Raw genomic sequence first — 25896 nt, forward strand, 5'->3', positions numbered from 1 at the left:
GCCGCATACCGGGCATGTTCCGTGAGTGTGGATCGCGGTGAACCAGCAGGTGAAGCAGATTCGGCCTTCGGGCCAGTGTGCCTGCGTCCGGGTGGTCGATCTGCCGCACCGGTCGCAGACCCACGCTCCACTCGCCTGTCGCGGTCGGCCGCGTACTGGCCGATAGGGGACTAGGCCGTCAGGTTCCATCCTGTCTTCACCTCATTGCGTGGTGCTACTCGTCGAGGATGTTCGCGCGCCGCGGACGCACAGCGCGGTCCAGCCGCATGACGTTCGGGCCGGCATTGGCTGCTCGGTGGTGCTCGCGAGCATTGACGGCGGTGACTGTGAGAAGCGCGTCGGGGCCGCACCCGAAGATGTCACACAACGCCGACATCAACTGCAGCGACACCCGCTCAGGTCGCTGGTTGACCAGCCGATACACCTGGGGACGGGACAACGAGATGTCCCGTTCTGCGAGCAAGGGGATCAAGTCCGTGGTCGTGTTCATTCCGCGCGCAGCCATCAACTCCGCCAGCCGCCACGTGTAATCGACCTTGCGTTTCATTCGGCAGTTCCCTTCGTCGTGCTGTCCAACGCTTCTTTCACGGTCCGGTCCAACACCGATCTCAATGTCGACCGACGAAATTCGTCAGATGTGAACTGATAGATTCCCGTCGTCGAGGCGTGTTCGTGCCCCATCTGGTCCTGCACGAACCTGGGATCCCAGCCATCCTCGAGTAAATGCGTGGCGTACGACCGCCGAAACGAATGCAGATCGACGCCGTCGGGGATACCCAGATCAACACAGTAGCGGCGTACACGACGAAGAAGAGTCGACCCCACCACCAGCCCACCTCGTTCGCTGGAGAACAGATCAAGACTGTCGGGATCACCTCGGCCGTTGGCGATCCAGTCCTCGATGATCGGAGGCGTCCACCGCCACACCGTCAACACCGAACGGGGTTTCGGAGGTGACCCGCGGAACGCCTTCCCGTACCGGACCTTGCACACGCCGAACTTCCCGAACTCGCGAGCGTGGGGATTGCGGGCGAAGTCCACCAATTGCAGGTGCGTGAGCTCGTTAAACCGCAAGCCGTAGGCGTAGGCGACCTTCATCATCGCGGCGTCCCGGTAGGCCGCCTGCCAGCCCTTCCTGCTGGTCGTACCGATCCGAGCTACCTCATCGTCGGCGTACTCGAACAAGGCTTGAAGCTCGTCCTTGGTGTACGGGCGCTTGCTCGCCCGCCCGTCGTACTCCTGGACGTGGCTCGCGGTGTTCCAGGCGGAAAAAACCTGGGCCGGGTACGCGTCGAACAGCTGCTCACAGACGCGGTCCCACCCGTAGTCAGGGTTGCTGATGTAGGAACAGAATGCCCGCAGTGTGCCGTGGTAGCCGCGCAACGTCGAGTGCATCACATGACGAACCGACCGAAGATCGGCGGAAAACTCCTCAACCATCGCCGGTGTCCAGTTCCACGGCTCCTCGTTCGAATGCTCGATGAACCTCTGCACGCAGCGCACTCGCCGATCGATTGTCGAGAACTGCAAGTTCCTGGACAGCTGCTGGTTCCGCCACCCGTCGAGCATCAGCTCGACGACACGCTCCTCCGGCCGCAGAAGCGGCACAGATTCAACCAGATGTACTCGGCCAACCTCATCGATTCGCATCGGAACCTCCACCAGAAACGGTTTCATCTGATGATTCAATGATGCATCCAATGAGACGGCAGGTCAATACCCGCAGGTCAAAATGACAACGAAATCGATCAAGACCGGGCAACTGCCCACGCGACTCATGGGGTCTCGCCGGAAGGCGGCTGGCCTAACCGGTACGTATCCGCTGGTCCCGACGCCATAGAATGAACGAAGCGCCCGGGCATGGGGGAGCCGCAGTGATTCATCTGTTGCAATACGCAGGGTTCTAGTTGACATAATGTATCTTATCGGCTCGATTTGGGTAATCTGGCGACCTGGGGCTATTCGTGTGTGTGAACCGTCATCGAGACTGGCGAGTTGTCATCGCGGGGCGCGCCAGTTTTTACCATGTTGGCGACACTTGAAACATGGCACGCCCGGCGGTGTGAACTGACTGGCGGCCACGTGCACCCTTCGGCAATTGCGGTTCCGCAGCCTTCCGGCCCCACAGCATAAGACATGGTTTACGTCACTGTGACGAAGTGTTCGGATGGATCGGGACACGAGGATCGATCTCGATGGCGGTTCATGCCTTTTGCTGGTGCTCGATGCGTCTGAGGCGCCACACGAGCTACGTTGGCCGACCCTGCGTCCGACTGACAAGGTGAAGGTCAATCAAGGATGCGTGGGTCTGGCTCACGCCAACCTTCGGACCTCGTACGATGTTCTTGTGGAGCCGGAACACATCGCAGAGTCGCTCACCGAGTTCGTTGAGTATCGCAAACTACACCTCCAGGGTGATGAGAAGGGCGAGGCAACAATTTTCCTCGACCGGCTTTTCAAAGCGTTCGGGCACGCTGGTATTCGTGAAGCAGGTGCGGTTCCAGAGGCGCGCATTCATCAGATGGACTGGGGCCATGTGTGCTTCGCAGACCTAATGTGGAAGCCGCACTGCATCTTCGAGATGAAGAAGCAGGGCACCGACCTCTCGAAGCACTATTCGCAGGCATTTAAGTATTGGATGCAAGCCGTCCCGGATAGGCCTCGTTGGGTTGTGCTCTGCAACTTCGACGAGTTCTGGGTCTATGACTTCGATGTCCAGCTCGATGAGCCCATGGACAAGCTGGCGTTAGCGGATCTACCGCAACGCCGCGAGGTCCTGGCCTTCCTGTTGCCTGAACCCGAAGTACCAATCTTCGGTAATGATCTTGTGAAGGTGACCCGTGAGGCCGCTGCCCAGGTGTCAAGTGTGTTCCGCACTATGCATGAACGAGGTGTTAACAGGATTGATGCGCAGCGTTTCGTCCTCCAGTGTGTCGTCGCAATGTTTGCGGAGGACGTTGGACTGCTGCCGTCGAAGTTCTTTAGCCGGACGATGGAAGAATCTAAGGACGGGGCGGACGCGTACGACTGGCTCGGATCACTGTTTCGGGAAATGAACACCCCGGGTACGACCAGTGGTGGGCATTTCGCCGGGACGCCGTACTTCAACGGTGGTCTATTCGCCGACATTGTGCCAGTCGAGATGACGATCGACGAACTTGAGGCGATGCGGGTTGCTGCCGCGACGGACTGGTCGGGCGTACGTCCTGAAATTTTCGGCACTCTGTTTGAGACGTCGATGGAAAAGGGTGAGCGGCATGCTTATGGTGCTCATTTTACATCGCAAGCGGACATCGCTCGGGTGGTTCTTCCCTGCATCGTCGATCCGTGGAGAGTGCGGATACAAGAGGCGAAGACAATTGCTGCGCTAGAGCAAGTTCGATTTGATATGGGAAACTTTCGGGTTCTTGACCCGGCATGTGGATCGGGTAACTTCCTATATGTTGCTTACCGTGAAATGCGGCGCCTTGAGACGGAAGTCAAAGAGCGTATTCGTCAACGGCAGAGGGTACATAAAGACCAGGTGTCCATCTCCTACGTCACTCCGGACCACTTCCTCGGAATTGACAACAATCGTTTTGCAGTCGAGGTTGCAAAGGTGACGATGATGATGGCCAAGAAGTTGGCCGCGGATGAACTGGACGAAGAGGCGAACGCACTCCCCCTCGACAACCTCGACGCATCGATTCGATGCGCCGACGCGCTGTTCAGTCCGTGGCCGAAAGCGGATGTAATAATCGGCAACCCGCCTTACAATGGGCGGCGGAAAATGGTCAAGGAACTCGGCTCGGCCTATTGTTCGCTGCTCGCAGAAAAGTACCCACAAGTCGCCGGGGTGTCCGACTTCGTGACCTACTGGTTCCCGCTTGCACATCAGCATCTACCTGACGGTGGTCGTGCTGGATTCGTGGCAACTCAAGCGATTCGGGATAACGATTCGCGTAAAGCTTCTCTGGAGTACATAGTCGATCACGATGGCGTGATCTTTGACGCCGTGTCCGTCAAACCATGGTCAGGCGATGCTGTGGTCCATGTTTCGATCGTCAACTGGATTAAGGGTGCTAAGAATGCCCCTTCTGAGAAAGTGCTGTGGCTGGACGAAAGTGAACTCAAGCTGCCGGTGCCGCACATTCCGACGACACTGCGGCCATTGACTGATGTAACAAAGGCGGTAGACCTGCCGCAGAACAAGAAGCCGAAAGTTTGTTTCCAGGGACAGACGACGGGAAACGTTGGCGGATTTCGGTTGTCAACTGCCGTGGCGAAGGGCCTGATTGCTAAGAACCCAAAGCTCGCAGAGGTTGTGCGCCCGATGGTGAGCGGTGATCCTCTGATCCATTTGAATACCGTGCCGTGCTACGTAATCGACGTGGGCGAGCGCGACCTGATTAAGGCAAATATTGACTATCCCGAGGTGATGTCGATTCTATCTGAGCGTGTTCTGCCAATTCGCAAGGCTGCGGCGGACAGGGAAGCAGAAAACAATGCAAAAGCGCTCGCTGCGAACCCCAAGGCTAAACCGAAGAAGCATTACGCAAACTTTCTTGCTGGGTGGTGGAGACATTCGTATCGGCGCGAAGAGATGCTCAAGGCTCTTTCTGGCATCAATCGATACATCGCGCTAAGTCGGGTCGCATCTCACGATCGGATGTCGATCTACGAATTCGTCGATTCTGAGATACGTCCCGACGATTCTTTGCAGTGTTTCGCGCTTGATGATGACTATTCGTTCGGCATCTTGTCCTCTTCGCTCCACCGGGCGTGGCTCGATGAACGATGTTCCAAACTCAAAGTTGACCCCCGCTACACCCCGACGACGGTGTGGAACACCTTTCCGTGGCCTTCAAATCCAAGTCAAGTTCAGGTAGCCCGGATTGCACAGCTAAGCGCAGAAGTTCTTGACCTTCGACAAAAGTACCGTGAGCAGGGGGTGACGCTCGGAGAGCAGTATGATGCGCTCCGCGAGCCGGGCAAGTCCCCGCTTCGCGACCTTCATAACGCTCTGGATACTGCGGTCGTGGACGCTTACGCCTTTAATCCCGATGAGGACTTGCTCGCGCAGCTCCTGGCGTTGAATCTAGCCGCGGCGGCGGACGTTGAAGTCGCCCGCAAACCCGGTCCTCAGGGATGGCCTGACGTCAACTACTCCACATATCGACTCACAGCAGGTTAGTTCAGTTGGGTGCTGCAGTGTTACCCCCCCAGAGTGACGACGTCGCGGGGGCTGGTCGCGGCGCCGGTGTTATCGGCCGGCCCCAGTCCGACGCGGGCTTCCGGAGCTACCGCTTGATGCACTACGTGACGTGGCCCTTCCTGTCGTCGTACAACGACGCACCGCTATAGAAGTACGACGGTGGCCTCTCCCCTACCTTCACGTGCTGGGCAGTTGGCCCTACTGTTTGCGGTCCGGTGGTCTTGGGCTGGGGCCTTACATTGCGCCCTACGGGGCCTAAAAGCTTGAGAGTGCCACTTTGCACCAGAGCTCCACCGACCTCGGGTACAAACAAATCTCGAGAGGCCGAGAGCTGGCGAGTATGTCTGCGGCGCGCTGCGCGCATGAGGCAGCGCATTCCTTCTCAGGGAGTCGGTTCTCGACTGGCTCGTCGAGGCGATCCTGCGAGTCCACGAGGGAGCCAGTGTTCGCGACCAGGCGTTTAAGCACCAAGCGAACACTGCGTGACGACGACGGCACCGGCGAGGAGCCACCTCTTGTCTCGGCGACCTCACCTCACAGGAGTGCGAGTTCCTTGCACTGACTGCCGCTCGGCCGTCGAACGACGAGACCACCGCCCGACTCGCCGTCACCATGCACACCGTCCAGGTGGACATCGGGTCGCTGAGGTCGAAGTTGCTCACCGGGGACTGTCGTTAGCTGGTCGCGGCGTATGAAGGTGGTCGCGTCCGGAAAGCGTGAACGTTGGGTGGGCTCAATCGCCGACCAGGCGCAGCACCGGACGCTCGTCGGCGTCACCTAGCAAGTCTCGAACCTGAGCTGGGTTGACCTTTAACGCATCGGCGAGCACGGGCACTGGTGCGCCATGGTCCTCGGCAAGCTCTGCGGCCCTCTTCAACAGCGAAGGCACCTCGCCCGGGTAGGCCGTTGTCGGGTCGGCCTTATCGTCGTAGGTCATCGCCAGACGCTGGTAGGCCCGACGTGCCGAGGAGTCCGTGGTGCGGCGGCGTTCGACCATTCTGCGAACCAATGAGGTCGGCGAGACGCCCCAGGTTCTGCCCAACCGGTCGAGAGCTGTGAGATCTAGCCGGTGTGGAAGAACCGCGTCCATCGAGGATGCGGGCGTGAGGAACGCCGCAGCGAACTCGTCAGCCTCCTTCTCGATCGCGGTGCCCTGCTCGCTTGAGCTAGCGTGCAGAAGCAGGTGCCCGATCTCGTGCGCGATCGAGAACCGGTGCACGAACACGTTCTCAGTGCGCCTCGGAGTCGTGATGACGATAGGCCGGTCGACGATGATCACAGAGAATGCGTCGACCGCTTCGATCTCCGCGATCGGACGTACGGCGACGACGATGCCTCGCGACTCCGCCAGTGCAACCAAATGTTTGACTGGGCCGTTAGGCAGGTCCCAGTGCTCACGCAGGAGCGCCGCAGCTTCGGCGGGTGTGGTACCCGCAGGCACCTGCGGCAAGTCGACCTCTGGGAGCCGCACGTAACGCTCGAGTGCGAAGGTCAGCTCCCACACCATCGCCGCCGTGGCCAAGGCCTTCTGTCGGTCGCTCACCCTAGCCGACCGCAGGCTGCGGAAGTGCGCATTCACCATGTCGATGCGCGCTAACGGTCTGCCGACGCAGAAGTAGTCCGGACGGACGCCGAGCGCCTTCGCCAACCGCTCGAGCACGTCTGGCCTAGGTGAGTTCACGCCAGCCTCGTACTGGCCGATCGCCGCAGCGGACACACCGACTTCGGCGGCTAGATCTGACTTGGTCACCGTGCACCGGACCCGCGCTTGAGTCAGCCGCGCCGGCTCAAAACGTCCATACTTCTGACCCGATCCCCCGATCTCGAATAGCCCCGGACCGTCGTCACGCATCCGGGTCCGTCTCCTCCTGCTTACGCGGCTCGATTGCCGGCGGGAGTGGGGTACCGCTGTCGAACGGTTCAAAGCCAGTCGCACCAGACTCAACCACCGGCTCAGGCTGCCAGATGGTCTCGTGTCCGCGGAGCCTGACCTCACCGCTGCCCGGATCGAGCTCGGCGATGGCCCAGTCAATAGCCTTCAGTTGATCTGGCGAAGAGTCGAGCATTACGAGCACAACTGGCATGTTGCCGTCGATCGAGGTCATTACCTCAGCGAGATCGATGTCGCTTTCGGAATCATCATGATCTTGGGCGCTCATGAAGGCAGCCTCGAACAGACCTGGGTCCGGAGCTTGGGCATTGAAGCAGCTCATCTTCGTCGGGCTCTTCGCGAAGTGCGCAGGATCCCCGGAGGCGGGGATTCGCCATACGTAAACGATGCAGCCGTTCACGATCGGCACCCGATGGCCGGCCGGGGTCAGCCGGTACAGCTCACACTGCTGCTCACGGAACGCCTCCTGAACGTCGATGAGAAGGTCATGCCACAGTGTCGAATAGCCGTGTGTACTGCGCGTGTGCGCCGCCTTGTGCGCGTCAGCCGCGTAGCCGTGACGCGTCCGGGCTACGTCAACGACTATGTCGCGGGCAATCTTGGACAGTGGGCCGAGAGCATCGGCGGGTGAATCTGGAACCACGGAGGCCTCCTGAATCCGCGTCCGAGGTCGCGGATTCGACCAGGACTGCAACTTCAGTATAGAACACGATTCACGCACTAGCGCTTTAGTTCTAAACCCGACCTGTCCCGGTGTCGCGCAGCGCCATCACCTCGACGTGCGCCCGGCCCGGAGGCCCGGGTGTGTGGCTCGCGGCGGCACCGCCTTCGTCACGCTGGAACCCTGCACCCACACCGGTCGCCTTCTGTTGGGTCTCCGGCGCGACACGTCCGAGGCCTTCTGCCCTGCGGGTGGAGCGCGGCCTGTGCGGCAGCAGTCGATGTCTCGCTGATCGCCCGCACTAGGTCAAGTTTCGGGCTTCATCGTGTCGATGCGGGCTGCGAGATGGCTGGGAAGCGTGCGAGAACCCATTCGAGGTGGCTGAGTTGCTGACGTATGTGCACTCGGCTTCGCCCTCGTAAATCGGGATCCGCAAGTGCGGCGGCGAGCAGATTTTGCTCGGCCAGCAGGTGGCGGCGCCAGCGCCAGTGGTACTGCCGGCACGATTTGCTGCAAAAGTAGTCGCTAGGGCCGCGAGTTTTAGGTGACCATACACAAGTCGCGGTACAGTCCGGATTCATGCACCGGGCGGTCGCGGGGTAATGGCGATGAGCGTCGCTGATGCTAGTCAGGCTCCGTGGCTTGCCGATCTGACTGAGAGACATTGGATGCTCTCTACGCCTGGTCAGGACACTGGCACGTTGCAGAGACGGACTCGGCCGAGTGTCGGGTCGTTGACTTCTGGCGATTTGGGTGTGTGGCTTCGAGTGGGTGCTCTCAACGTAGCACTGTTGACGGAGGTTCCGATGAAAAACTTGACGTCAAAGAGTGTCGATACGAATGCGTCGCGCGACTAGCCTCGGAATCAGGTCGCGCGTTACGTGTGCGGACGTCTGAACAGCGGACTCTCGTCCGCGCGGCAGATGGCCGCGCTAACTGCTCGACTCGAATGGTAGGAGGTCGATATGGTCTGACAACATAAATCGTCGCCCTCAGTTGCAGCTGGGGCGACGATTGTCATCGATTCTTGCGAGGCGTCCGGACCGACATCTGACGTGTCTCGCTTCCACCTGTCACAGTACTCCTGGCGCGGTGCGGTTGCCACCTGTCGTCGGAACGGCGTGGCATGAATAGTGAGGGGCCAGTCATGGCCACATCATCGACGATTCCTCGACCATCACTAACGGCTTCAAGATCGGCAGATTGTTCTGATTTCTTGTCAATCTCGTGGATCGACAGCGCCGGTCGCGAACACAGCCGCCGAGCATCGCGCCGCCTCCGCGCCGCCGTCCCGGCGGATGCAGAGATTTGGCCGACGGCACGCTTGAACCCGACACTGTTTGCGCAATCGTCGGCCCGTCCTTCCACGCGCCTTCTGGATGGTGTCCTGCAGTGTGATCGCGATGTGCATCCGACCGATATTGCTGTGTGCACCGTTGTGATCAGCTGCGATGCGGCGGCGCACGTTGTCCCGATCTTCGTGACGGACAGTTCCGGTGATCCCCTGCTGGTTGAGTTCTCGGATGCATATCTGCCCGTGTTCGTACGCGTTGCGGCTGCCATCATCGGATGGCGCGTTGTGATGTTGCCCGAATTATCGGGAGTTGAACGCCGTAACCTCCGCATGGTGAAGGGTGCTCGGGATGCGGTACATACTTCACCTGTTGACGTGGCTCGGGTGCTGAGCGCGGCCGAGTCGCCTGTGTCAATCGGTGACTTGTGTCAGTCGGTGGACTGCGGGTGTCCGGCGCGGGTGATTCCGATCATTGGTGATCTGTTGTGGCGCGGACGACTGACAGCGGACTGGACGCAGTTGTTCACGCTCGACACGATCGTTACGCGCCACGTGGCTGCCGTGCCTGGATGTGCGTGATGACGACATCGACTGTTCGTTTGCGGGCCGGCCGGATACTGCGCGCTACCCGGCACACTCAGGTGGTGTGGTCTGACCAGGGCGGTGTCGATCACTACGCACGTGCCGACCAGCGCGTGCGCAAGCAATTTCCCAGCGATCCGTTGATGCGGAGGGAGAGTCGGGGGCACGATGATGCTCCGCTGCGGCGGGATCACTTCTCCGCGACGATGGGCTGTCACGTGTGGTGCGAAAGCGGGCTGGAGGAACTCGCGATGCTGGTTGCCGATCGTGACCCGACGGTCGTCGCGTACGCATGTCAGGGGCTGGAGTTTGTTTGGCCGCGCGATTGCGCGCCGGTGTCCCACGTCGTCGACCTGATTAGGTGGCGGTCTGACGGCACGGTCGACCTTGTCGATTCGCACGCGAAGTTCGATGACGACTTCCGGCTGCAAGCGGACCTCACGCGCGCGGCCTGCGCGGCGATCGGATGGGGGTATCAGGTCTTCTCCGGGCTTGACCCGGCCGTGGAGCGCAATCTGCGGTGGCTCGCTCCGGATCGCCATCATTGGGTGATCGTCGGCCGCGAAGCGCTGCTCGCGCGTGTGGTCGAACTCGCGGCCGGCCCGATCAGCATCGGCGACCTCTGCCGCCGCGCGAATCCCGCGGCGCCGTTCGCCGCGTGCCCGCTTGTTCACTACGGACTCTGGCATGGGCTGCTGTCGATGAACTGGCAGTCCCATCTCACGCGGCGCACGCTCGTGTGGGCCTCACCGACGAGGACTTGGCATGTCGACGCCGCGTGAGTACAGGATCGGCGACGGACTGACCGTTGGAGGTACCGAGTTCCGTGTGATCGGCGTGTCTAGTCGTTATGTGTGTGGACGCGATGATGCGAACGGTGAGGTCACGTACTTTTCACAGCTCGACGTCATTCCTGATGGGTCGGTCGTCGATGTCGATTCAACGTTCAATCCCTTTGACCCGCAGACGGCGTTGCTGACCGTCCCCGAGGACGACCGCGCGATGGTGCGGATGTGGGTCGAGCACTTGATCGAAATCGACACGGGTGTCCGGCCTGGACAGACGAGTCCGGACCCCCGCTACGGTATAGGGGTCTCGCGAGCCCGACGAATTGGGTACAAAGCGGAACAACTCAGTGCCGTCCAGTGGCCGGACGGGCATCGGCATTCAGTGTCCCGCAGGACCGTGGAACGCAAACTCAAGATTCTGCACGACAGTGGTCCGGCAGGGCTGGCGCCTCGATCCGGCCAGCTCCGAAAATCGGGCGGCAACCAGGACCGTGAATTCCTGAGGATCCTCGATGCAGTTCTCGCGGATTACACAACCGACAGTGACGTCACCCGCCGCACGCTGTGCAATCGCATCCGATTGGCGTTCATGGACGAGCACGCCGAACTCGACTTCGAGAACCCCGGTGCCGACAACTACTTTCGTATGCCGTCGGAATCAACGATCCGTCGGTTGATCACTCGTCGTGGTCGGCACTTGTACGTCGACAAGTCGGCGGTGAATCGTCGCTCTTTCGCCCGCGTGCCCCATACGGCTTATCACCCGACGCATCCGGCTCGTCCTGGAGGTGAGGGCATCGCTGACACCACCCCGATGGACCTGTGGTGCTTGGATGAGCGCGGACGTGCGATTCGTCCTCGACTCACGCTGGCGATCGACAAGTTCACGCGGGACTTTCCGAGCTGGGTGATCACGGTCGGTGAGCCGAACGGAACTGATCTGGCGATCGCGCTGGCCGAAGGGGCGGTGCCACTCCCCCTCCGGGAGGGCACGCCGGAGCGTTTTCAGCTTGTGAACTCACGCCTCCCGGTCAAGGAGATGATCGCCCTCGACGAGCGATACGAAGCCGCGTTGGCCCGGCCCTGCATCCCCTTCGAACGCCTCGTTCTGGACAACGGGAGCGCATTCCACAGCGACCCGCTCAATGAAGTCGCCGCCGCGCTCGGCACCACACTGGTCTGGTGCAACGCATGGTCCCCTTGGGAAAAAGGCGTCATCGAACGCTCGTTTCGCACTGTTAACACCCTGTTCGTCAGCTACTTCGGCACCTACCTCGGCGTCGACCCGCAGCACCGCGGAGCGGTCACTGCGAAGCAAGTCACGGTCGGAATCGAAACCGTTCGCGAGCTCTTCGAACAGTGGGTATTGACCGTGTATCGGCTCCGTCCGCACAGTGCATTGTGCGATCCGGAGCGTCCGGCAGTGAAGCTGTCGCCGAACCAGATGTGGGAGGCGTCGATGGCTTACGCCCCGCGCTACCCGGTCCCGGTGACCGCTGCAATGCTCTATCGCGCATACCCGGTCAAGTGGCAGAAGATCTGCTGGTACGGCGTTCAGATCGATCACTTCCGATACGACGCGGCCGACGGTGAACTCGATGACCTGCGACTACGTCCGTCCGGAGTCGCCGCGCACCAGGACCGCTGGGAAATCCGATACAACCCCCACAACCGCAGCTGCGTGTGGATCCATGACCCTGCGACAGACAACTTCATCACCGCATACCTCACCCGTGCACCCGAGGTCCTCGACCCCTGCTCGGACGAGCTGTGGCCCCAGGTAGACGTAGACGAAGACGCGCAGACCCAACACAAGAGGGAGTTGGAGCGTGCCGCTGACGACGTGCGCCGGACGTCGGCAGCCGAATCCAAGCGGAGATCTCGGCGGGCGGCTGTCGCACGCGATCGCGCACGCCGCATCTCCACAACCCACGTCCCACTGCCCCGAGACGACGGTGACACCACACCGGAGGACCGAGACGATGTTGACGCCGCGGCGACCGCCCAGACCGAAGGGGTGGACAGCGAAGTACCAGATGTCCTGGCGGATCCGGCACGCGTTCAGAACTTCACGCCCTGGCATGGCTAGCTGTGCTCAGCAAGCGGACTCGAGAGGAAGGATCTCGCGATGCGACAAGCTGCGCAGTTCGACGTGGCGTCGACGACGGTGTACGACCTTGACGGACACCGGGACTCGGTCCGCCGACATCCGGTCGCACCCGAAATCCTGACCGTTGCGGCCTTCAAACGACTGACATCCGAGGAACAAACCCAATGGTGCGCCGACCGCGACCTACACCACTGTCGCAGCCACACCGTCACAACGTCAGCGATGATCTCCGCGTTCAACGACGTCCACGTCATGGCCGCACTGAACCGCTACCGGCCCGACGATCGCGAGGTCTACATCATTTCCGGGCCGGCCGGCGCCGGGAAGACCACGATCGGCCGATCGATCGGCCGCGAGTTTGAGCGCCAATACGAGCGCCGGCACCCCGATTACCTCTCCTCGGGCGAAGTGCCCGTCGTTGTCATCGCAACACCGGCACGATGTTCGCCCACGGCGTTCGACAGGGCCCTGTTGACCTTCATGCACCACCCGTATCCGCCGAGTTTTACTCACGAAAAGCTGAAACCACATGTCATTGGCGCACTGCGCGACAACCGCGTCCAACTGGTGATCATCGACGACCTCCACCGCCTCACCGCCCGAACCATGAGCAACATCGAGACCGGCGATCTCCTGAAGGAGTACCTGGACCTGTCCACAGCGTCGTACATCTATATGGGTGTCAACCTCACGACCTCCGGCTTCTTCAGCGGTGACGCCGGCAGCCAAATCGCCAGCCGCGGCGCACTCCTCGAACTGCATCCCTTCTCCAACGAACCGGGCCCGGCGCGGGCGGAGTGGAAGGCCGTAATCGGCGACCTCGAGGCCAACCTCCGGCTGCTTCGCCACCGCCCTGGAACGCTCACCAAACCGCGCATGCTCGCACTGCTGTACCGGCGCACTGGCGGCTCGATCAATGCCTTAAACAAACTCCTCCAGACGGCCGCGATCCGCGCGACCACGATCCCGGACGAGGCCACGGACGACCTGCGCGAGATGGGCATCGTCGGCTCAGAACGCATCGACAGCGCTCTGATCAGAACGATCAAGCCCGTCGCCGCCGTCGAGGTCGCCGCCACCCTGAGAAGGGCACGGCGATGATCGCCCCAGTACCGAACCCCATCTCCTACTACCCCCTCGAAACCGCGTCCAGCTACCTGCGCCGACTATGCGCCGCCAACTTCCTGGACGTGGAACTCACATCACGGGCCTTGGCCCGCTGCGATGCTCACACTCCTGCGGCACAACGCGCCGAGATCATCACGCGCAACCTTGAACACCTCGGTGCCCTGTCTCCGGGAACCATCACGCGCGATGACGACGCGGCCACCGCATTCGCGGTCCAACCGCGCTGCTTCGAATGCGATCGCATCGACCGCCCCCGATGGCTCTGCCTGCAATGCGCCCAGGGGCAAACCGTCGAACAAGTCCGACACAACCTCAGCACGATCTGCCTACGACACCACCGCTGGGCCGGCCCCGGCACACCGCCGCACCACCACGTGCGCATCCAGGACCTTGAACTCCTCGCGGCCGAACACCGATTCCAACAGTACGAACTGGGACGATGCGCGACCAACGTCATCACTGCCCGCCAAATCGCCGCGGACTGGGCACTGCACACAGACCCGAAGACCCTCATCCGACGCCGAACAAACCTGCACATCGCGCACCTGCGTGAGGATCTCCAGGTCGAGATCCTCACCTACCCGGAGGCGGTGGGACTGATGGACCTATTCGCCGACGGAACCTGGCTCCGCACGATCCTCGAAGACACACGGGCCTTCATGGACATCCAAGCAGCCGTCGATGAGCGTCTCACGAACGCGATTCCTGAGCATCGTCACCACGCGACCAGTCTGGTCATGAGAGCCCTGAAACCGGTCATCGCCCGCTACTTCCACACACACGGACCGTACCGTCACTACAACGCCAGCCCGACAAACCCGCCGATTCCGGTCTGGCACCACGACCTCGTCCTCAACCTCGGAGCCTGACGATGGGTATCAGCATGCCCGCTGGCACCGGAGAGCGGACCCTCGCCGATATCGATGCCGACCACACCTTCTGGTTCCACCACGGCGGACTACGACCGGACGAGATCGCGACCGACTCACATACGCACGTCTGGATGATCTGCGACAAGTTCCACGTCTACAAGCGAAAAGCAATGATCCACGCCACCGGACAGACTGAGTGTCCCGTCTGTTCCAATCAGGTCATTGTCCCGGGCGTCAATGACTTCGCGACTACGCACCCAGCCGAATCAGGATGCTTTGTACGGCCCGGGCCGACGGGGGCGACGCCGGCGACGGTGTCGATGCTGTCGCGGGCGATCGCCACATGGCGTTGCGATCGTGGACACGAGTTCATCACCTCTTTCGGAAAGATGGTCAGTGAGCATCGTCGGGAATGTCACTGCGCTGAGCACAAACGCCTCAACCGTGGCTTCAGCGACCTCGCCACCCGAAATCCCGTGCTCGCGGCCCAGTTCGACATCGACCGAAACGGCTGCACTCCCCACGACGTGGACGTGGGCAGCAAAACGCAGTATTGGTGGATCTGCCCAGCAGGTCACGCGTTCAAAGCGACACCGGCGAACCGCAGGCGCATCGGCCCGACGGGCAACGGCTGTCGCGAGTGCTACCTCGCCTCCCCGATCGACCCTGTCACACACAAGCATTGCGTTGACGAGCGGCTTCGGCCGACTGACGCAGAGCGCGCCGCGTACTTCAAGGTCAAGCGCTCACGGTATCGACCTCGACCGGCCCGCAGTGAGGTCAGCCCGCTCAAAGGGCGTCCTAGGCCTCGCTACACGGATACGCAGAAGGAGCAGGCGGTTGCAATGTACGTCGCCGAGCGTCCACGGCAACCGTCTCACTCTGCTGCCATCCGAGTCGTCACCGAGAAACTACGTATGGGCGTACACGTCGTGTCCATCGCTGTTGAGGCAGCCAACGTCCGTGCATAAGCGCGACTGCCCTGAACGAGCGCGCGACACGCGTTCACGTCGCGCGCCAATCCTTCACTGACCGGACACATCAAGGGTCGTGCAGCAAGGGTTTGGTCGTCGATACCGAGCGGCGTAATTCGCCGAGCACCTTGGACGGTTCAGCAGCACCGCAGCGTGGCAGACCTTCCTCCAGTTCAGCATGTATGTCGGCTCGATGAGAGGTCCCGATGTCGACTCTCCCGATAGGCGGGCCTAGAGCCATCCGATTCGGATTCTGCTCATGCCAGGACGTGCGCCAAGTAGGCGCTGAGGGGTACCTTCGACAATCACCCGTGGCGGAGAGTGATCGTCCAGGCGCGGGTTACTGCCCTGAAACCACTCTTGAATTAGGTGCTCGGTCGCACCAAGTCGCCGCTGTAGCTCAGCGAGCGAGGGTGCTGTGCGGAGTCGCTCACCATCTGCCGCCGCGAGAGTCATCTCTCCGGCGATCACCGCGTCGACAGTCCTCGTCGTCGAAGCGCTCGCGAGGTGGGCCACGAGTCGGCCGCCGAGCCGATCTCGGAGCTCGGTGGCAACATCGAACTACCCACCGTGTACGGGCGTACGGCATGCCAACGGGGCCCGGCGAGCAGGCCCGACCTGACTACAATTAGGGCGAACGTCGAGTGCGAGGCCGCGACCCACCTGCAACGACGCATCCGCATGAGGCGCCAGAGTCTGCGGATGACGCTGCAACTGGAACCGCGGTATCGCACCGTCGTTCGACCCCCTCAGAAGGATCAAGCATGAGTCCAATCGACCAGAACTACTTCAACGAACTCGCAGACTGGGCCGAAAGTGAAGCTCCTTTGCGTGCTAGCGGTGGGCGTACTCCAAGTGACGTCGAGGGCCGACGCGAAACGCAGGAGCTATTGCGGCGCGCCGGCGCCACAGACTGATCCCGGAAGTAACCCGACTACCACGCGCGACGTCCCATCCCCCACAACACGGAGAGCAGGATCGCGCGACGGTTCCGCTGAAGCCAGGGACCCGGTCCGTGGCGTGAACACACAGCGACGCCGCAACAGCCTCAACGATCACCTGTTCTGAGACTGGCCGGCGACCGACTACATCACTGAGACTGCGAATGGAGTGAGTCATGAACGAGTCGCTTCGACCTCGCGAACGAGGCAACACGCACGACCTGAGTACGGGCTTGCGAACTCTCGACGAACTCGTCCAGGCAGCGGATCGACGCGGGACTCGCATCCCCGATGACCTTCATCAGATCGTCGCGGAACTCCACCGACTCGAAGAGTTGATGAACGTTCCCCTCGTCGACGCCCTTACGGTCTTGTGCGAGCTACTTCCTGACGTCTCCGCTCCTGCTGCGTCCAAGTTCCTCACAGAAGACCAGGAAACAGCACTGCGTGCGGCCGGATCGTTCGTCGAGAACATGCCACCGGCCGACCGGCGAGCAACGACTGTCACCATGGCGCGCACGCGAGACCTCGTGAAAACCGCGCTCACAGTCGATCAGGCCGCGGCACTGCTCGGCGTCACGCCCGATCGAATCCGACGTCGACTGACCCAACGCACCCTCCTAGGCATCAGGGTCGGACCAACCTACCGACTTCCAACATTCCAGTTCACTGAAGACAGGGAGTTGCCGGGCTGGAACCGAGTCGCGCCCGTCTTTCCCGACACCGCGCACATGACGGCGATCGCCTACTTCATGACCACCCAGCGTCCCGACCTGACGGACGCGGGAGAACCGCTGTCGCCGGTACAGTGGCTGTACTACGGCAGCGATCCTGACCTGCTGTCGCAGTTGATTTGCGCGGCGTTCGTCGTGCACGCGCAGTGATCGTGCGGAAGTATGCTGTCACATTTGGCTTCCCGGTTGAATCGCCGACCGTCGTTTGTGTCCAGCAATAAGCCCCAACTCGACTGATTGACGGCGAACGCCGTGAGCTGTCGTCGTTATGACGTGCCGTGAGCTGGCGGCATACGAATGCATCCGGGCATGTATGTTGCCACTTATGGCAAGTGACTGGGCGTTCGAAGAACTCGGGCCGCGTGCATTCGAGCAGCTCGCAGTCGCGCTGGCCGCAAAACTACTCGGACCACACATTGAAGTGTTCGGATCCGGGAAGGATGGCGGCCGTGAAGCCACGTACACCGGTCCCATCGAGTGGACAGAGGATGTCGAGGGACCGATAGGCGCAGATCAACGCTGGACCGGTTACACCGTGGTGCAGGCGAAACAGCGCGAACGCGTTGGTCCTCCCGCGCAGGACCTGTCTTGGCTCAAAGGCCAGGTCGGAGCAGAGTTGAACGATTGGGCCTCCGGTAGCCGGACGAAACTGCCCGACAACCTGCTGTTTGTGACCAACGCTCGTCTATCGGCCGAGGACACAGTCGGCGGCGTCGACCAGATCAAGAAGTACATCGACTCGAAGCTGAACGAGGCCCGGATCGGCGGTGCCGGTGAGACGACCCGGAGCCTGTACGACCGCGGGCTCCGCAACGTACACGTATGGCACCGTGACACGTTGAACGCCCTCGTATCCGCTCACACCAGCATTCGTGACGCATTTCCCGCTCTATTAACCGTTGGAGATCTGCTTACGCGCCTCACGATGTTGGGCCCGGGTGCCCTGGACCCGCAACGGGTGTCCTCCATTCTCGTCGACCACGCGCAGAGCACGCTGCGTCACGAGCAGTGGCTACGGTTCGACGAAGCAGGCGATACCCCCGACGCCCGCCATCAGATCGACAACACCATCGTAGATCTGCCAGCCGAGCACGACGGAAGCAGAGTGGCGTCGGTGCTCACGGAGATCCTCGGGCGAGCAGACCAGGTCATCCGAAAGTCACACTGGCAGCTCGCAGCACCTCGTCACCTCGTCATTACCGGCGCGCCCGGAAACGGAAAAAGCACAATCGCGCAATACGTCACCCAGGTCTACCGTGCGAACTTTGTCCGCCACGAAGCGAACCAGGCGACCATCATCGATCTCGTCGAACGCACCGACACTTCCCTCGAACGCATCGGAGTGGTCGGCCCGAAGAGCGTTCGATGGCCACTGAGAGTCGATCTCGCCAAGATGGCCCATGATATGGGCCCGTCTGGAGGTCCGAACATCAAGCGCTGGTTGGCGGACGCAGTTACCAAGAGCACCGAGATGTCGATCGAACCGATCACATTGTCGAATTGGATGAAGGCTTGGCCCACGTTGTTGATCTTCGACGGATACGACGAGGTCACCATGCCGCAGCACCGCGACCGCGTCGTCGACGAGATCGGCGAGCTCCTCGATTGGGCGGACGCCAATGATTCAGACCTATTGATGGTCATCACGACCCGGCGCACCGGCTACACCGAACAGTTGTTACCGGAGCAATTCAAGCAGATCGACCTAGATGACTTCACCATCGAAGAGGCCGTCCGCTACGCCCACCACATCACCTCGCAGCGCCTCAGGGATGACGCACCACACCGCGAACGCGTGCTCGACCGATTCGACCAAGCCATCAAGAACCCTGCGATCGAACGACTCCTCAAGACTCCGCTTCAAGTACTGATCATGACGATCATCCTCGGCGGCTCGGCATCCCTGCCAACGACTCGGTACCAGCTCTTCTGGACCTACTTCGAGACCGTCTACAAGCGGGAGGCGAGCAAGGTCACCGCTAACAGGACATTCTTTCGAGATCACCGCGCGGCGATCATCGAATTGCACCAGATCGTTGGCCTATCTCTACAGGTTCGTTGTGAGACGACCGACGAGGTCGTCGCCAGAATGCCGCGGACCGAGCTCTCCGCCCTCGCGGAGGAGTACATGCTCGCAGACGGGCACGACGAGGACAGTGCGTCAGCTTTCGCGAGCAGGATCTTCGACGTTGCCACCCAGCGACTTGTTCTACTTACCGCGGACGAGGACGACACCGTCTCGTTCGACGTACGCAGCTTGCAAGAGCTGATGGCCGGTAGCCGATTGGTCGACCAAGATGACGAACAGACCCGCGCAAATCTCCAACGGACTGCGCTGAGTCCGCACTGGCGAAACCCGTGGCTGTTCGGGGCCGGCAAGCTCGCTCTCGACAATCGGCACCGCCGAGACCTGCTCCTCGAAGTGGTAGAGCATTGTGATGAATCGAGCGACTGGCCGTCCTGGCTATGTCCCGCTGGGCCTGAGCTCGCCGCGTACCTCCTACAAGACGGACTTGTTGCCGACCGTCCCAACGACCAGAGGCGTCTCATCCACGTCGTCCTACGCTGTTTGCAAGGCCCGCTGCCGCAAGAACCTCGGACTGTGGCGCTCGCCTTGCAGAACACCGCCGCTAGAAACCAACTCGACAGTGCTCACATCCGAAACGAAATATCCAGAGCACAAGCCGCTACCGGCGAGCGGAAGGCGATCGCCCAGATCCTCATGTACCACGGTCGCTACGGCTCAGCTCGAATCCCGGGCTCCTACAACAAGGAAGACCTCCGAGACGCGGTCAATATGTGGACATTTCGCCGCTCATCCGACTTCCGCGACGTAGAGACCGTTGCCGTCGCCGAACTCCTCCGCCCGACGCTCGATGAGCTGTCGGGCGCCGTCGAACCGCCCGACGCACAGCTCGTCGAAGACGCGATGACCGACCTAGCATCGCTGAAACTCGCACGAACCCGCCGAGGTGACCTGCTGCCAGCAACTGACACAATCAACGCTCAGGCCCCCAACCTCGAGTCGGCTCTCGGTAGCGCTGATGCCGCCGATCTTCTCAAAGCGTGTCTAGACGCACTTGATCACTCTCAAGACTGGGCTGCATCGGCCATGGTTACGCGATTGGCCGCATCCAAGTACTCGCGACGCCCTGTCGGTCACCTCATCCCGATCATGGGTCAATAACCCCCAGAGGATGAATGAGAATCATTCGGCACCTGATGTCCTCAGTGTGGAGTGGTGCCCGATAGAAGTCCACAGTCGTGATCAGGATAACCGCAGCCGCGCCCGCCCAGTGCAGAGCAAGCATGACCCTGTGTTCGGAAGCATGGTCGAGAACCCAGCCTCGGTGAGATGCTCGAATCCGGTCGCCTACAGTCCCCAAGCGGACCACTCAGCAAGCGCTCACCTGTCGCGCGGGATCTCGGAAACAGGGCGGGAAGCCCGCACGCCATCAATACGCCATCGACATCCAATCTAGGAAACACGTGACCACCGACTCAACAATCGACACCGTCCCAACGCCGTTAATATCTCAGGCGATCGATCTTGCGTGCGCTAACGCAAAGGGGCTGCATTCGGTTCCGCTGGCTGTCGTAACGGACCTTGGGATCGAGAGCTCTCCCCTCGCCCGCGAGCTGTGCGATCTGTTCCACCATCACATCCGGATCAATCATGGCGGATCAGACGGATATGGAGCCGAAATTTCATTCGTCCAACCGTCAGATCCACCCACGATCTACCCGCGTCCGCTCCTCGACACACCCGACGGCGTCACCGAGTGGTGGCGAGCCCTCGCCAACGGCGTGACTCATCCCCTGGCGGCCGCCTTCCTCAACGACATCCTGTTCTGCGCGAGAGACTCCGACGCAGGTACTCGCGCATTGCAGGCATTCGGCAGCTACCTCGAAGCGGCAGACCTACCCGCACTCGATGTACCGACGACGTTCGAATGTGCACTTCGCGCGTGGACACTTGCTCGGCGCACCAAGAACCCGGCATCAGAACTGGCGGCGCGTGAGTCAGTGGCCTCTCGGATCACCGCTGACCTGAGCTCCGGAAATGCACTGATTCCCGGTCTTACCCTGCCCGCCTTGGCTACCATCACCGCGCCCCATCGTTGCTGTGGACCGGATCGATTCGACCTGGACGCACTCGTCGACCGCGCGCTCGAGCTCTACGGAACAGCGGATCACATTGACGTGCTTGCCGAAATTGTCACTCTGCGGCGGGGTAGCGACCCAACAGTCCGTAGCGTCATGCGCCGCATGCGAGTCCAGGTCCGTCTCGACGCCGGTGACGGCACCGACGATGCCGCAACGAAGCTGCATTGGTACGAACAAGCGGCACGCCTTGCAGCGGAATTCGGAATCGCCGACCTTCGCGAAGAAGCCACACGCTCCCTACAAGCGATTGACACCTCCACGCTCCCCTGGGAGCGCATCTCGCTCGACGTCACACCCCCGCCGCATCTCGTTGAAGCCTTCGCCAATCAGATCGTTCGCAGCGGCTGGCGACGAGGGCTCATCGCCTGGCTATCTAGCGATGCACCGTCAGGGCGGTACGAGTCAAACCTCAAACAGACCCGGAGCAGCCTAGCCGGCACAGTTCTTATTTCACTCATGCCGACCTGGTCATTCGGTGCGCATGGGCTGCCTCAGAAAACCCTGGAACCTAGTCAAGACGAGATTCCCGATCCGGCGATCCGCGACGCCGAATACATCAGTTCTCTCGTGCACGGAGGCCTGCTGGCTGAAGCCCTCGATCGGATCGGAGGCCTCCGCGCCACGACGGACCTGCAGGACGTCGCTGAGGTGATTCGCAAGCACTACTCCTGCGATGCCCCGGACGCACTAATTCTGGCACGTGCATTGCACCTCTATTGGCGCGGCGACTACCTAGAGGCCGCCCACCTAATAACGCCGTTCACCGAGAACGGTGCCCGTCGCTTGCTCCTCCTCCTCGACGAAGCAATTTATCGGGTAGAGGAGGCGAAAAAGAAGAAGATCGGCCAGTTCCTCGGTCTTGGTTCACTTCTACCGCTTCTGAAACGGCAGGGACTCGACCAGGACTGGGTGCGATACCTCGATACGCTGCTCCTTTCGGACGGCAAGAACTACCGCAACCTCATCGCGCACGGATTCGTTTACGACATCGACCGAGTCACCGCAGCCCTGCTGATCCGAGCTTCTGCATTCCTCCTCCTGATGCCGGGCCTGCCGAACCCTGACAAGGCGAAACCGGAACCCGCCACACCAGTTCTGGCTACTGCATTCACATTCGGCCAGAGGCTTCGTCTCGCCGCCAATATGGCACGCTGGGTGTTCGATTCGACCCGCCCGTGACACTGGGCGGAACCGTGGTCTAATACGTCGCACGTCCCTCTATTGCCGCCGTGCGTGTCGCGGTCAGTGGAGTCGGTTAGACCGGAGTCCTTGATTGGAGGTGCGATTCGTCTATTCGGTGGTGCCCTCAAGTGGAACGACACAGAGACTTCGCAGGATTGTCCACTCCATGGGGCCCGCTTCGATCCGTGCGGAATAGTGCTGGAGGCCCGCCACGCGTGGCCTCAGCGCATCCTTGAGTTAAGTGGATCCTCCTAAGTGGGCATCGCGTAGCCAGACTGAAGCGACAGATCGCCACACACCGCAAGGTGCAGGGCGAAGAACCCCTGTCTAACCAGACGTCGGCGACCACGACCAGGCCGTAGATTCAACGCATGGGTCTGACCTACGACCCGACGTTCGCCAACTCCCCTTCCCGATCTGAGTCTGAAGCTCCTCCGGTCATTGGGAGCGGAGCCGAACTTCAAGAACCTGATTCAAGGGTTCAAGCAACGACGCGGCTACGACCAGCCTGCGCCGACCGACCTTGAGTCCATGCTGGCTCGCCTTTCGGATGCCTGGGCATGAACCGTCCTGGTTCGGTCGGAGACCTGGATTAGGCCACCTCGGGTGTCGAGGGGACGTTCTGACGGTAGCGCTCCTCGTGCTCGGTCGGCGAGGTGTAGCCGATCGACGAGTGCAGACGCTCGGTGTTGTACCAGTGCACCCAGGCCGCGGTCTCCCGCTCGACCTCGGCCCGCCCGGTCCAGGACCGGGATCGTTCGACGTCGATCAGCTCGGTCTTGTACAAGCCGATCGTCGACTCCATCAGCGCGTTGTCGAGCGCATCGCCGACGGAGCCGATCGACCCGGTGATCCCGGCCTCGCGGAGCTCCGTAGAGAACGCGATCGACGTGTACTGACTGCCTGCGTCGCTGTGGTGCACTAAACCTGTTGGGGTGAAAGTGAATTCACCTCTCCGTCGGGTGAAGAGGGCTTGTTCGACGACGCTGGTCACCAAGGGGGTGTGCTTGCTCGACATGACCCGCCACCCGAGGATCCGGCGGGAGAAGACGTCGACGAGGAACGCGACGTAGATGAAGCCGGCGAGGGTCCACACGTAGGTGAAGTCGGCCACCCACAACTGATCCGGCGCCGTCGGCCGGTTCCATTGCCGCTCAACATGATCGGGGAATCTCGGTGCCCGATCATCACAGTGGGTGGTGACGGTGCGATGCGCGCCCCGAACGGCGCCGGAGATGCCGCAGACCGCCATCAGGCGGGCCACTTGATCGCGACCCATCGCATGACCGGCGTGCCACATCGCGTGCCAGAGCTTCCGAACCCCGTAGACACGGCGGTTCCGCTCGTAGACCCCGAACACTGCGTTGGCGGCGTAGGCCTCGGCCAGGACGGCCTCGGAGACCGCGCCGGCCTTCTTGCGCGCGTAATAGGTTGACGGGGCGATTGCCATGCCGTGCTCGGTGAGCACGCGGCAGATCGGGACGACCGGAGAACAGTTCCCGGTGAGCGTCGAGATAGTCGACGATCACCGCAGTCGGCGGTCGACCTCCGCCGCAGCGAAAAACGCTGACGCAGTCTTCAAAATCTCGTTGGCCCTTCGCAATTCAGCATTCTCCTTCCGGAGAGCCTTCAACTCAGCCGAGACATTCGAGCCCGATTCTGCATCGCCCGACCCCGCTGCTTCGTCGGCGTCGATCCAGTTACGGAGAGTGGCGGGATTGATGTCCAGGAGAGAGCCGACGTATCGGCGGGCACCCGACTTGGACTCGCCATCGTTCTCCTTCAGCCGGTCGTGGTACATCCGGACGGCCCGCTCACGGGTCTCCTGATCGAACTTTCGTGGTGCTGCCATGATCGCATTCTCCTGGTGCGTTCACGGTCTCCACCAGACCCAGGACGGTTCAGCATGGCTCGAGTCGCATGCCCTCATTGGGCCCTCATCCAAGAATCCCCAGGGCAGCAGCTGGAGCCGAGTCACAAACAGTGGGAGGGATCTGCTGGAGGATCCCAACGCACTGTCGAAGGTCTGGGCGGACGACCGCCTTGCCGGCGCCCTCCATCCGGCGCTGTCGTCAGCTCGATCGAACTTCGCGCTCGGTGACTACGAGACGGCTTCCTTCTCAGCGATGAAGGCCGTGGAGGTGGAGGTGCGGCGCGTCGCCGTGCTACCGAACGAACTCCTCGGAGTGGCCCTGATGAGGATGGCCTTCAGTCCGAGGGATGGCGTTCTTCGCGATCCTGGCGCAGAGGGCGGAGAACAGCAGGCAATAGCAGATCTCTTCGCTGGCGCGATCGGCGCTTACAAGAACCCGGCGAGCCACTGGACCGTTCGGTTCGACGATGCGTCGCGGACGTCCCAGAGCCCGGAGGCGGTGCCGCGATGGGCGTCGGACTCGTCTGCGAACCTGATGGTCTTCGCGCCAAGGCTGATCCACGTCACCAGAAGTGCGATGGACGATGTCGCGAAGCTGGTCAGCACCGGGTCGCCTAACAGGCCGACGACCGCAGTCAGGAAGGTGCCGGAGCTGATCGCAGTGAGGGCGATGAGGACCCCTGCTGCCACCGGTGCTTGCTGAAGCAAATGTCCGCCTGCTTCTCGTGGACCTTGTGGCTATACACCACACGCCCGAAGGATTCTCGTACCTGCGCCAGCAGGTAGGGGTTGCGGGCGGGGCCGCCTGCTCTCTCGTCTGTCAATTCGTTCCGATCGCTCAAGGGACCGAACGCTCGATGAGTGCGCTGACCTGAGTATGGAGGAAGGCACCGACATTTCCCGAGCAGAGCGCTCTCTCAATGGCCGGATGAGCGAGCTCACGACCACGGATCCTGACGACCGATCACATGCCAGCCGAGAGCGACCACACTGATGGACTAGCAAGACTGTCAAGCATCGGGTCCTGGCCTTGAAACCACGATTGGACGAACATGGATGCCCCGAGGTCGTTGTCGTCGCCGAACGGAGTTGCCGTGAACATAGTTGCCGTCGCCGAATCAACCGATCGTCTAGGTCCAGCTCACGAGGTCTCGTTGGAGTTGCCGACTAGCGGGCTGGTGCATGTAGCTCCGACGCGCGAGTTGGACGCGTTGAACGACGCGGGTGTGTCCCGGGCGAGTGGGGTGTTCATCGACGAACCGGTCGATGACGATGCCTTGTGGCCGGAGGCTGATCGCAGATTCCTTGGCGCGATTCGAGCGAGGCGCCCATCCGTGCACGTCAGCCCACTAACCTGGTGTCGCGTCCGAACTGCCGATGGTCTCGTGATCTTGCGAGACGATCCACTCGACGCTCTCCTGCGATCTCCCCGACAGGATGGGAACGATGCCGACAGCGTGACGGACCGCGACTGTGACTGGCCCCCGGACTTCACCCCGATGGAT

General features: G+C 61.5%; 14 protein-coding genes and 3 pseudogenes. 11 read left to right on the forward strand and 6 right to left on the reverse strand.

Annotated elements, in window-relative coordinates; translation table 11 throughout:
* Positions 1–214 precede the first annotated feature (214 nt).
* Positions 215–547 carry a helix-turn-helix domain-containing protein gene (locus AC1L34_RS04450; RefSeq protein WP_005203177.1) on the reverse strand — a complete coding sequence of 111 codons (333 nt, stop codon included), beginning with the start codon at positions 545–547 and terminating at the stop codon, positions 215–217.
* On the reverse strand, positions 544–1650 hold the full coding sequence (locus AC1L34_RS04455) for a tyrosine-type recombinase/integrase (RefSeq protein WP_480035307.1): 1107 nt from the start codon (positions 1648–1650) through the stop codon (positions 544–546). Before AC1L34_RS04455 ends, AC1L34_RS04450 begins: the two co-directional genes overlap by 4 nt.
* Positions 1651–2167: 517 nt before the next feature.
* On the opposite strand from AC1L34_RS04455, the gene AC1L34_RS04460 reads away from it, so the two are divergent.
* Positions 2168–5173, forward strand: coding sequence for a DNA methyltransferase (locus AC1L34_RS04460; RefSeq protein ID WP_480035136.1), 3006 nt, complete (start codon positions 2168–2170; stop codon positions 5171–5173).
* Positions 5174–5927: 754 nt separating this feature from the next.
* Here the strand turns inward: AC1L34_RS04460 and AC1L34_RS04465 are convergent.
* Together AC1L34_RS04465 and AC1L34_RS04470 are read right to left on the reverse strand one after the other, a co-directional pair.
* A complete protein-coding gene (locus AC1L34_RS04465) occupies positions 5928–7046 on the reverse strand; it encodes a helix-turn-helix domain-containing protein (RefSeq protein WP_480035137.1) in 1119 nt (372 codons plus the stop codon).
* Positions 7039–7728 carry a hypothetical protein gene (locus AC1L34_RS04470; RefSeq protein WP_480035138.1) on the reverse strand — a complete coding sequence of 230 codons (690 nt, stop codon included), beginning with the start codon at positions 7726–7728 and terminating at the stop codon, positions 7039–7041. Before AC1L34_RS04470 ends, AC1L34_RS04465 begins: the two co-directional genes overlap by 8 nt.
* A gap of 1234 nt (positions 7729–8962) precedes the next feature.
* Here AC1L34_RS04470 and AC1L34_RS04475 point away from each other — a divergent pair.
* The 9 genes from AC1L34_RS04475 to AC1L34_RS04515 all read left to right on the forward strand — a co-directional run bounded on the left by AC1L34_RS04475 (position 8963) and on the right by AC1L34_RS04515 (position 22515).
* Positions 8963–9619 carry a hypothetical protein gene (locus AC1L34_RS04475; RefSeq protein WP_480035139.1) on the forward strand — a complete coding sequence of 219 codons (657 nt, stop codon included), beginning with the start codon at positions 8963–8965 and terminating at the stop codon, positions 9617–9619.
* The gene (locus AC1L34_RS04480; protein WP_480035140.1) at positions 9619–10404 is read left to right on the forward strand and encodes a TnsA-like heteromeric transposase endonuclease subunit; all 786 of its coding nucleotides are present in this window, start codon (positions 9619–9621) and stop codon (positions 10402–10404) included. The genes AC1L34_RS04475 and AC1L34_RS04480 overlap by 1 nt, the downstream gene beginning before the upstream one ends.
* A 55-nt stretch (positions 10405–10459) precedes the next feature.
* Positions 10460–12499 (forward strand): transposase, encoded by a 2040-nt coding sequence (locus AC1L34_RS04485; protein WP_480035141.1) that lies wholly within the window; start codon positions 10460–10462, stop codon positions 12497–12499.
* Between the two features lie 39 nt (positions 12500–12538).
* Complete coding sequence (locus AC1L34_RS04490) at positions 12539–13621, forward strand: TniB family NTP-binding protein (RefSeq protein WP_480035142.1); 1083 nt, start codon at positions 12539–12541, stop codon at positions 13619–13621.
* Positions 13618–14517, forward strand: a complete 900-nt coding sequence (locus AC1L34_RS04495; RefSeq protein WP_480035143.1) for a hypothetical protein — start codon at positions 13618–13620, stop codon at positions 14515–14517. Before AC1L34_RS04490 ends, AC1L34_RS04495 begins: the two co-directional genes overlap by 4 nt.
* Positions 14518–14519: 2 nt before the next feature.
* Entirely contained in the window at positions 14520–15491 is a 972-nt protein-coding gene (locus AC1L34_RS04500) for a zinc-ribbon domain-containing protein (RefSeq protein ID WP_480035144.1), read from the forward strand.
* Positions 15492–16611: 1120 nt separating this feature from the next.
* A complete protein-coding gene (locus tag AC1L34_RS04505; RefSeq protein WP_480035145.1) occupies positions 16612–17319 on the forward strand; it encodes a MerR family transcriptional regulator in 708 nt (235 codons plus the stop codon).
* Positions 17320–17494: 175 nt separating this feature from the next.
* Positions 17495–20356 carry an NACHT domain-containing protein gene (locus AC1L34_RS04510; protein ID WP_480035146.1) on the forward strand — a complete coding sequence of 954 codons (2862 nt, stop codon included), beginning with the start codon at positions 17495–17497 and terminating at the stop codon, positions 20354–20356.
* 302 nt (positions 20357–20658) lie between these two features.
* Positions 20659–22515 (forward strand): hypothetical protein, encoded by a 1857-nt coding sequence (locus tag AC1L34_RS04515; RefSeq protein ID WP_480035147.1) that lies wholly within the window; start codon positions 20659–20661, stop codon positions 22513–22515.
* A gap of 595 nt (positions 22516–23110) precedes the next feature.
* Here AC1L34_RS04515 and AC1L34_RS04520 read toward each other — a convergent pair.
* Positions 23111–24370, reverse strand: a pseudogene (locus AC1L34_RS04520) (IS3 family transposase).
* Here AC1L34_RS04520 and AC1L34_RS04525 point away from each other — a divergent pair.
* Positions 24369–24806 (forward strand): annotated as a pseudogene (locus AC1L34_RS04525) (TIGR02391 family protein); the annotation flags it as partial. The pseudogenes AC1L34_RS04520 and AC1L34_RS04525 sit on opposite strands and share 2 nt — an antisense overlap.
* A gap of 11 nt (positions 24807–24817) precedes the next feature.
* On the opposite strand, the pseudogene AC1L34_RS04530 reads toward AC1L34_RS04525, so the two are convergent.
* Positions 24818–25140 (reverse strand): annotated as a pseudogene (locus AC1L34_RS04530) (SLATT domain-containing protein).
* Between the last annotated feature and the right edge of the window lie 756 nt (positions 25141–25896).

The organism is Gordonia sp. 34D, from assembly GCF_056682775.1.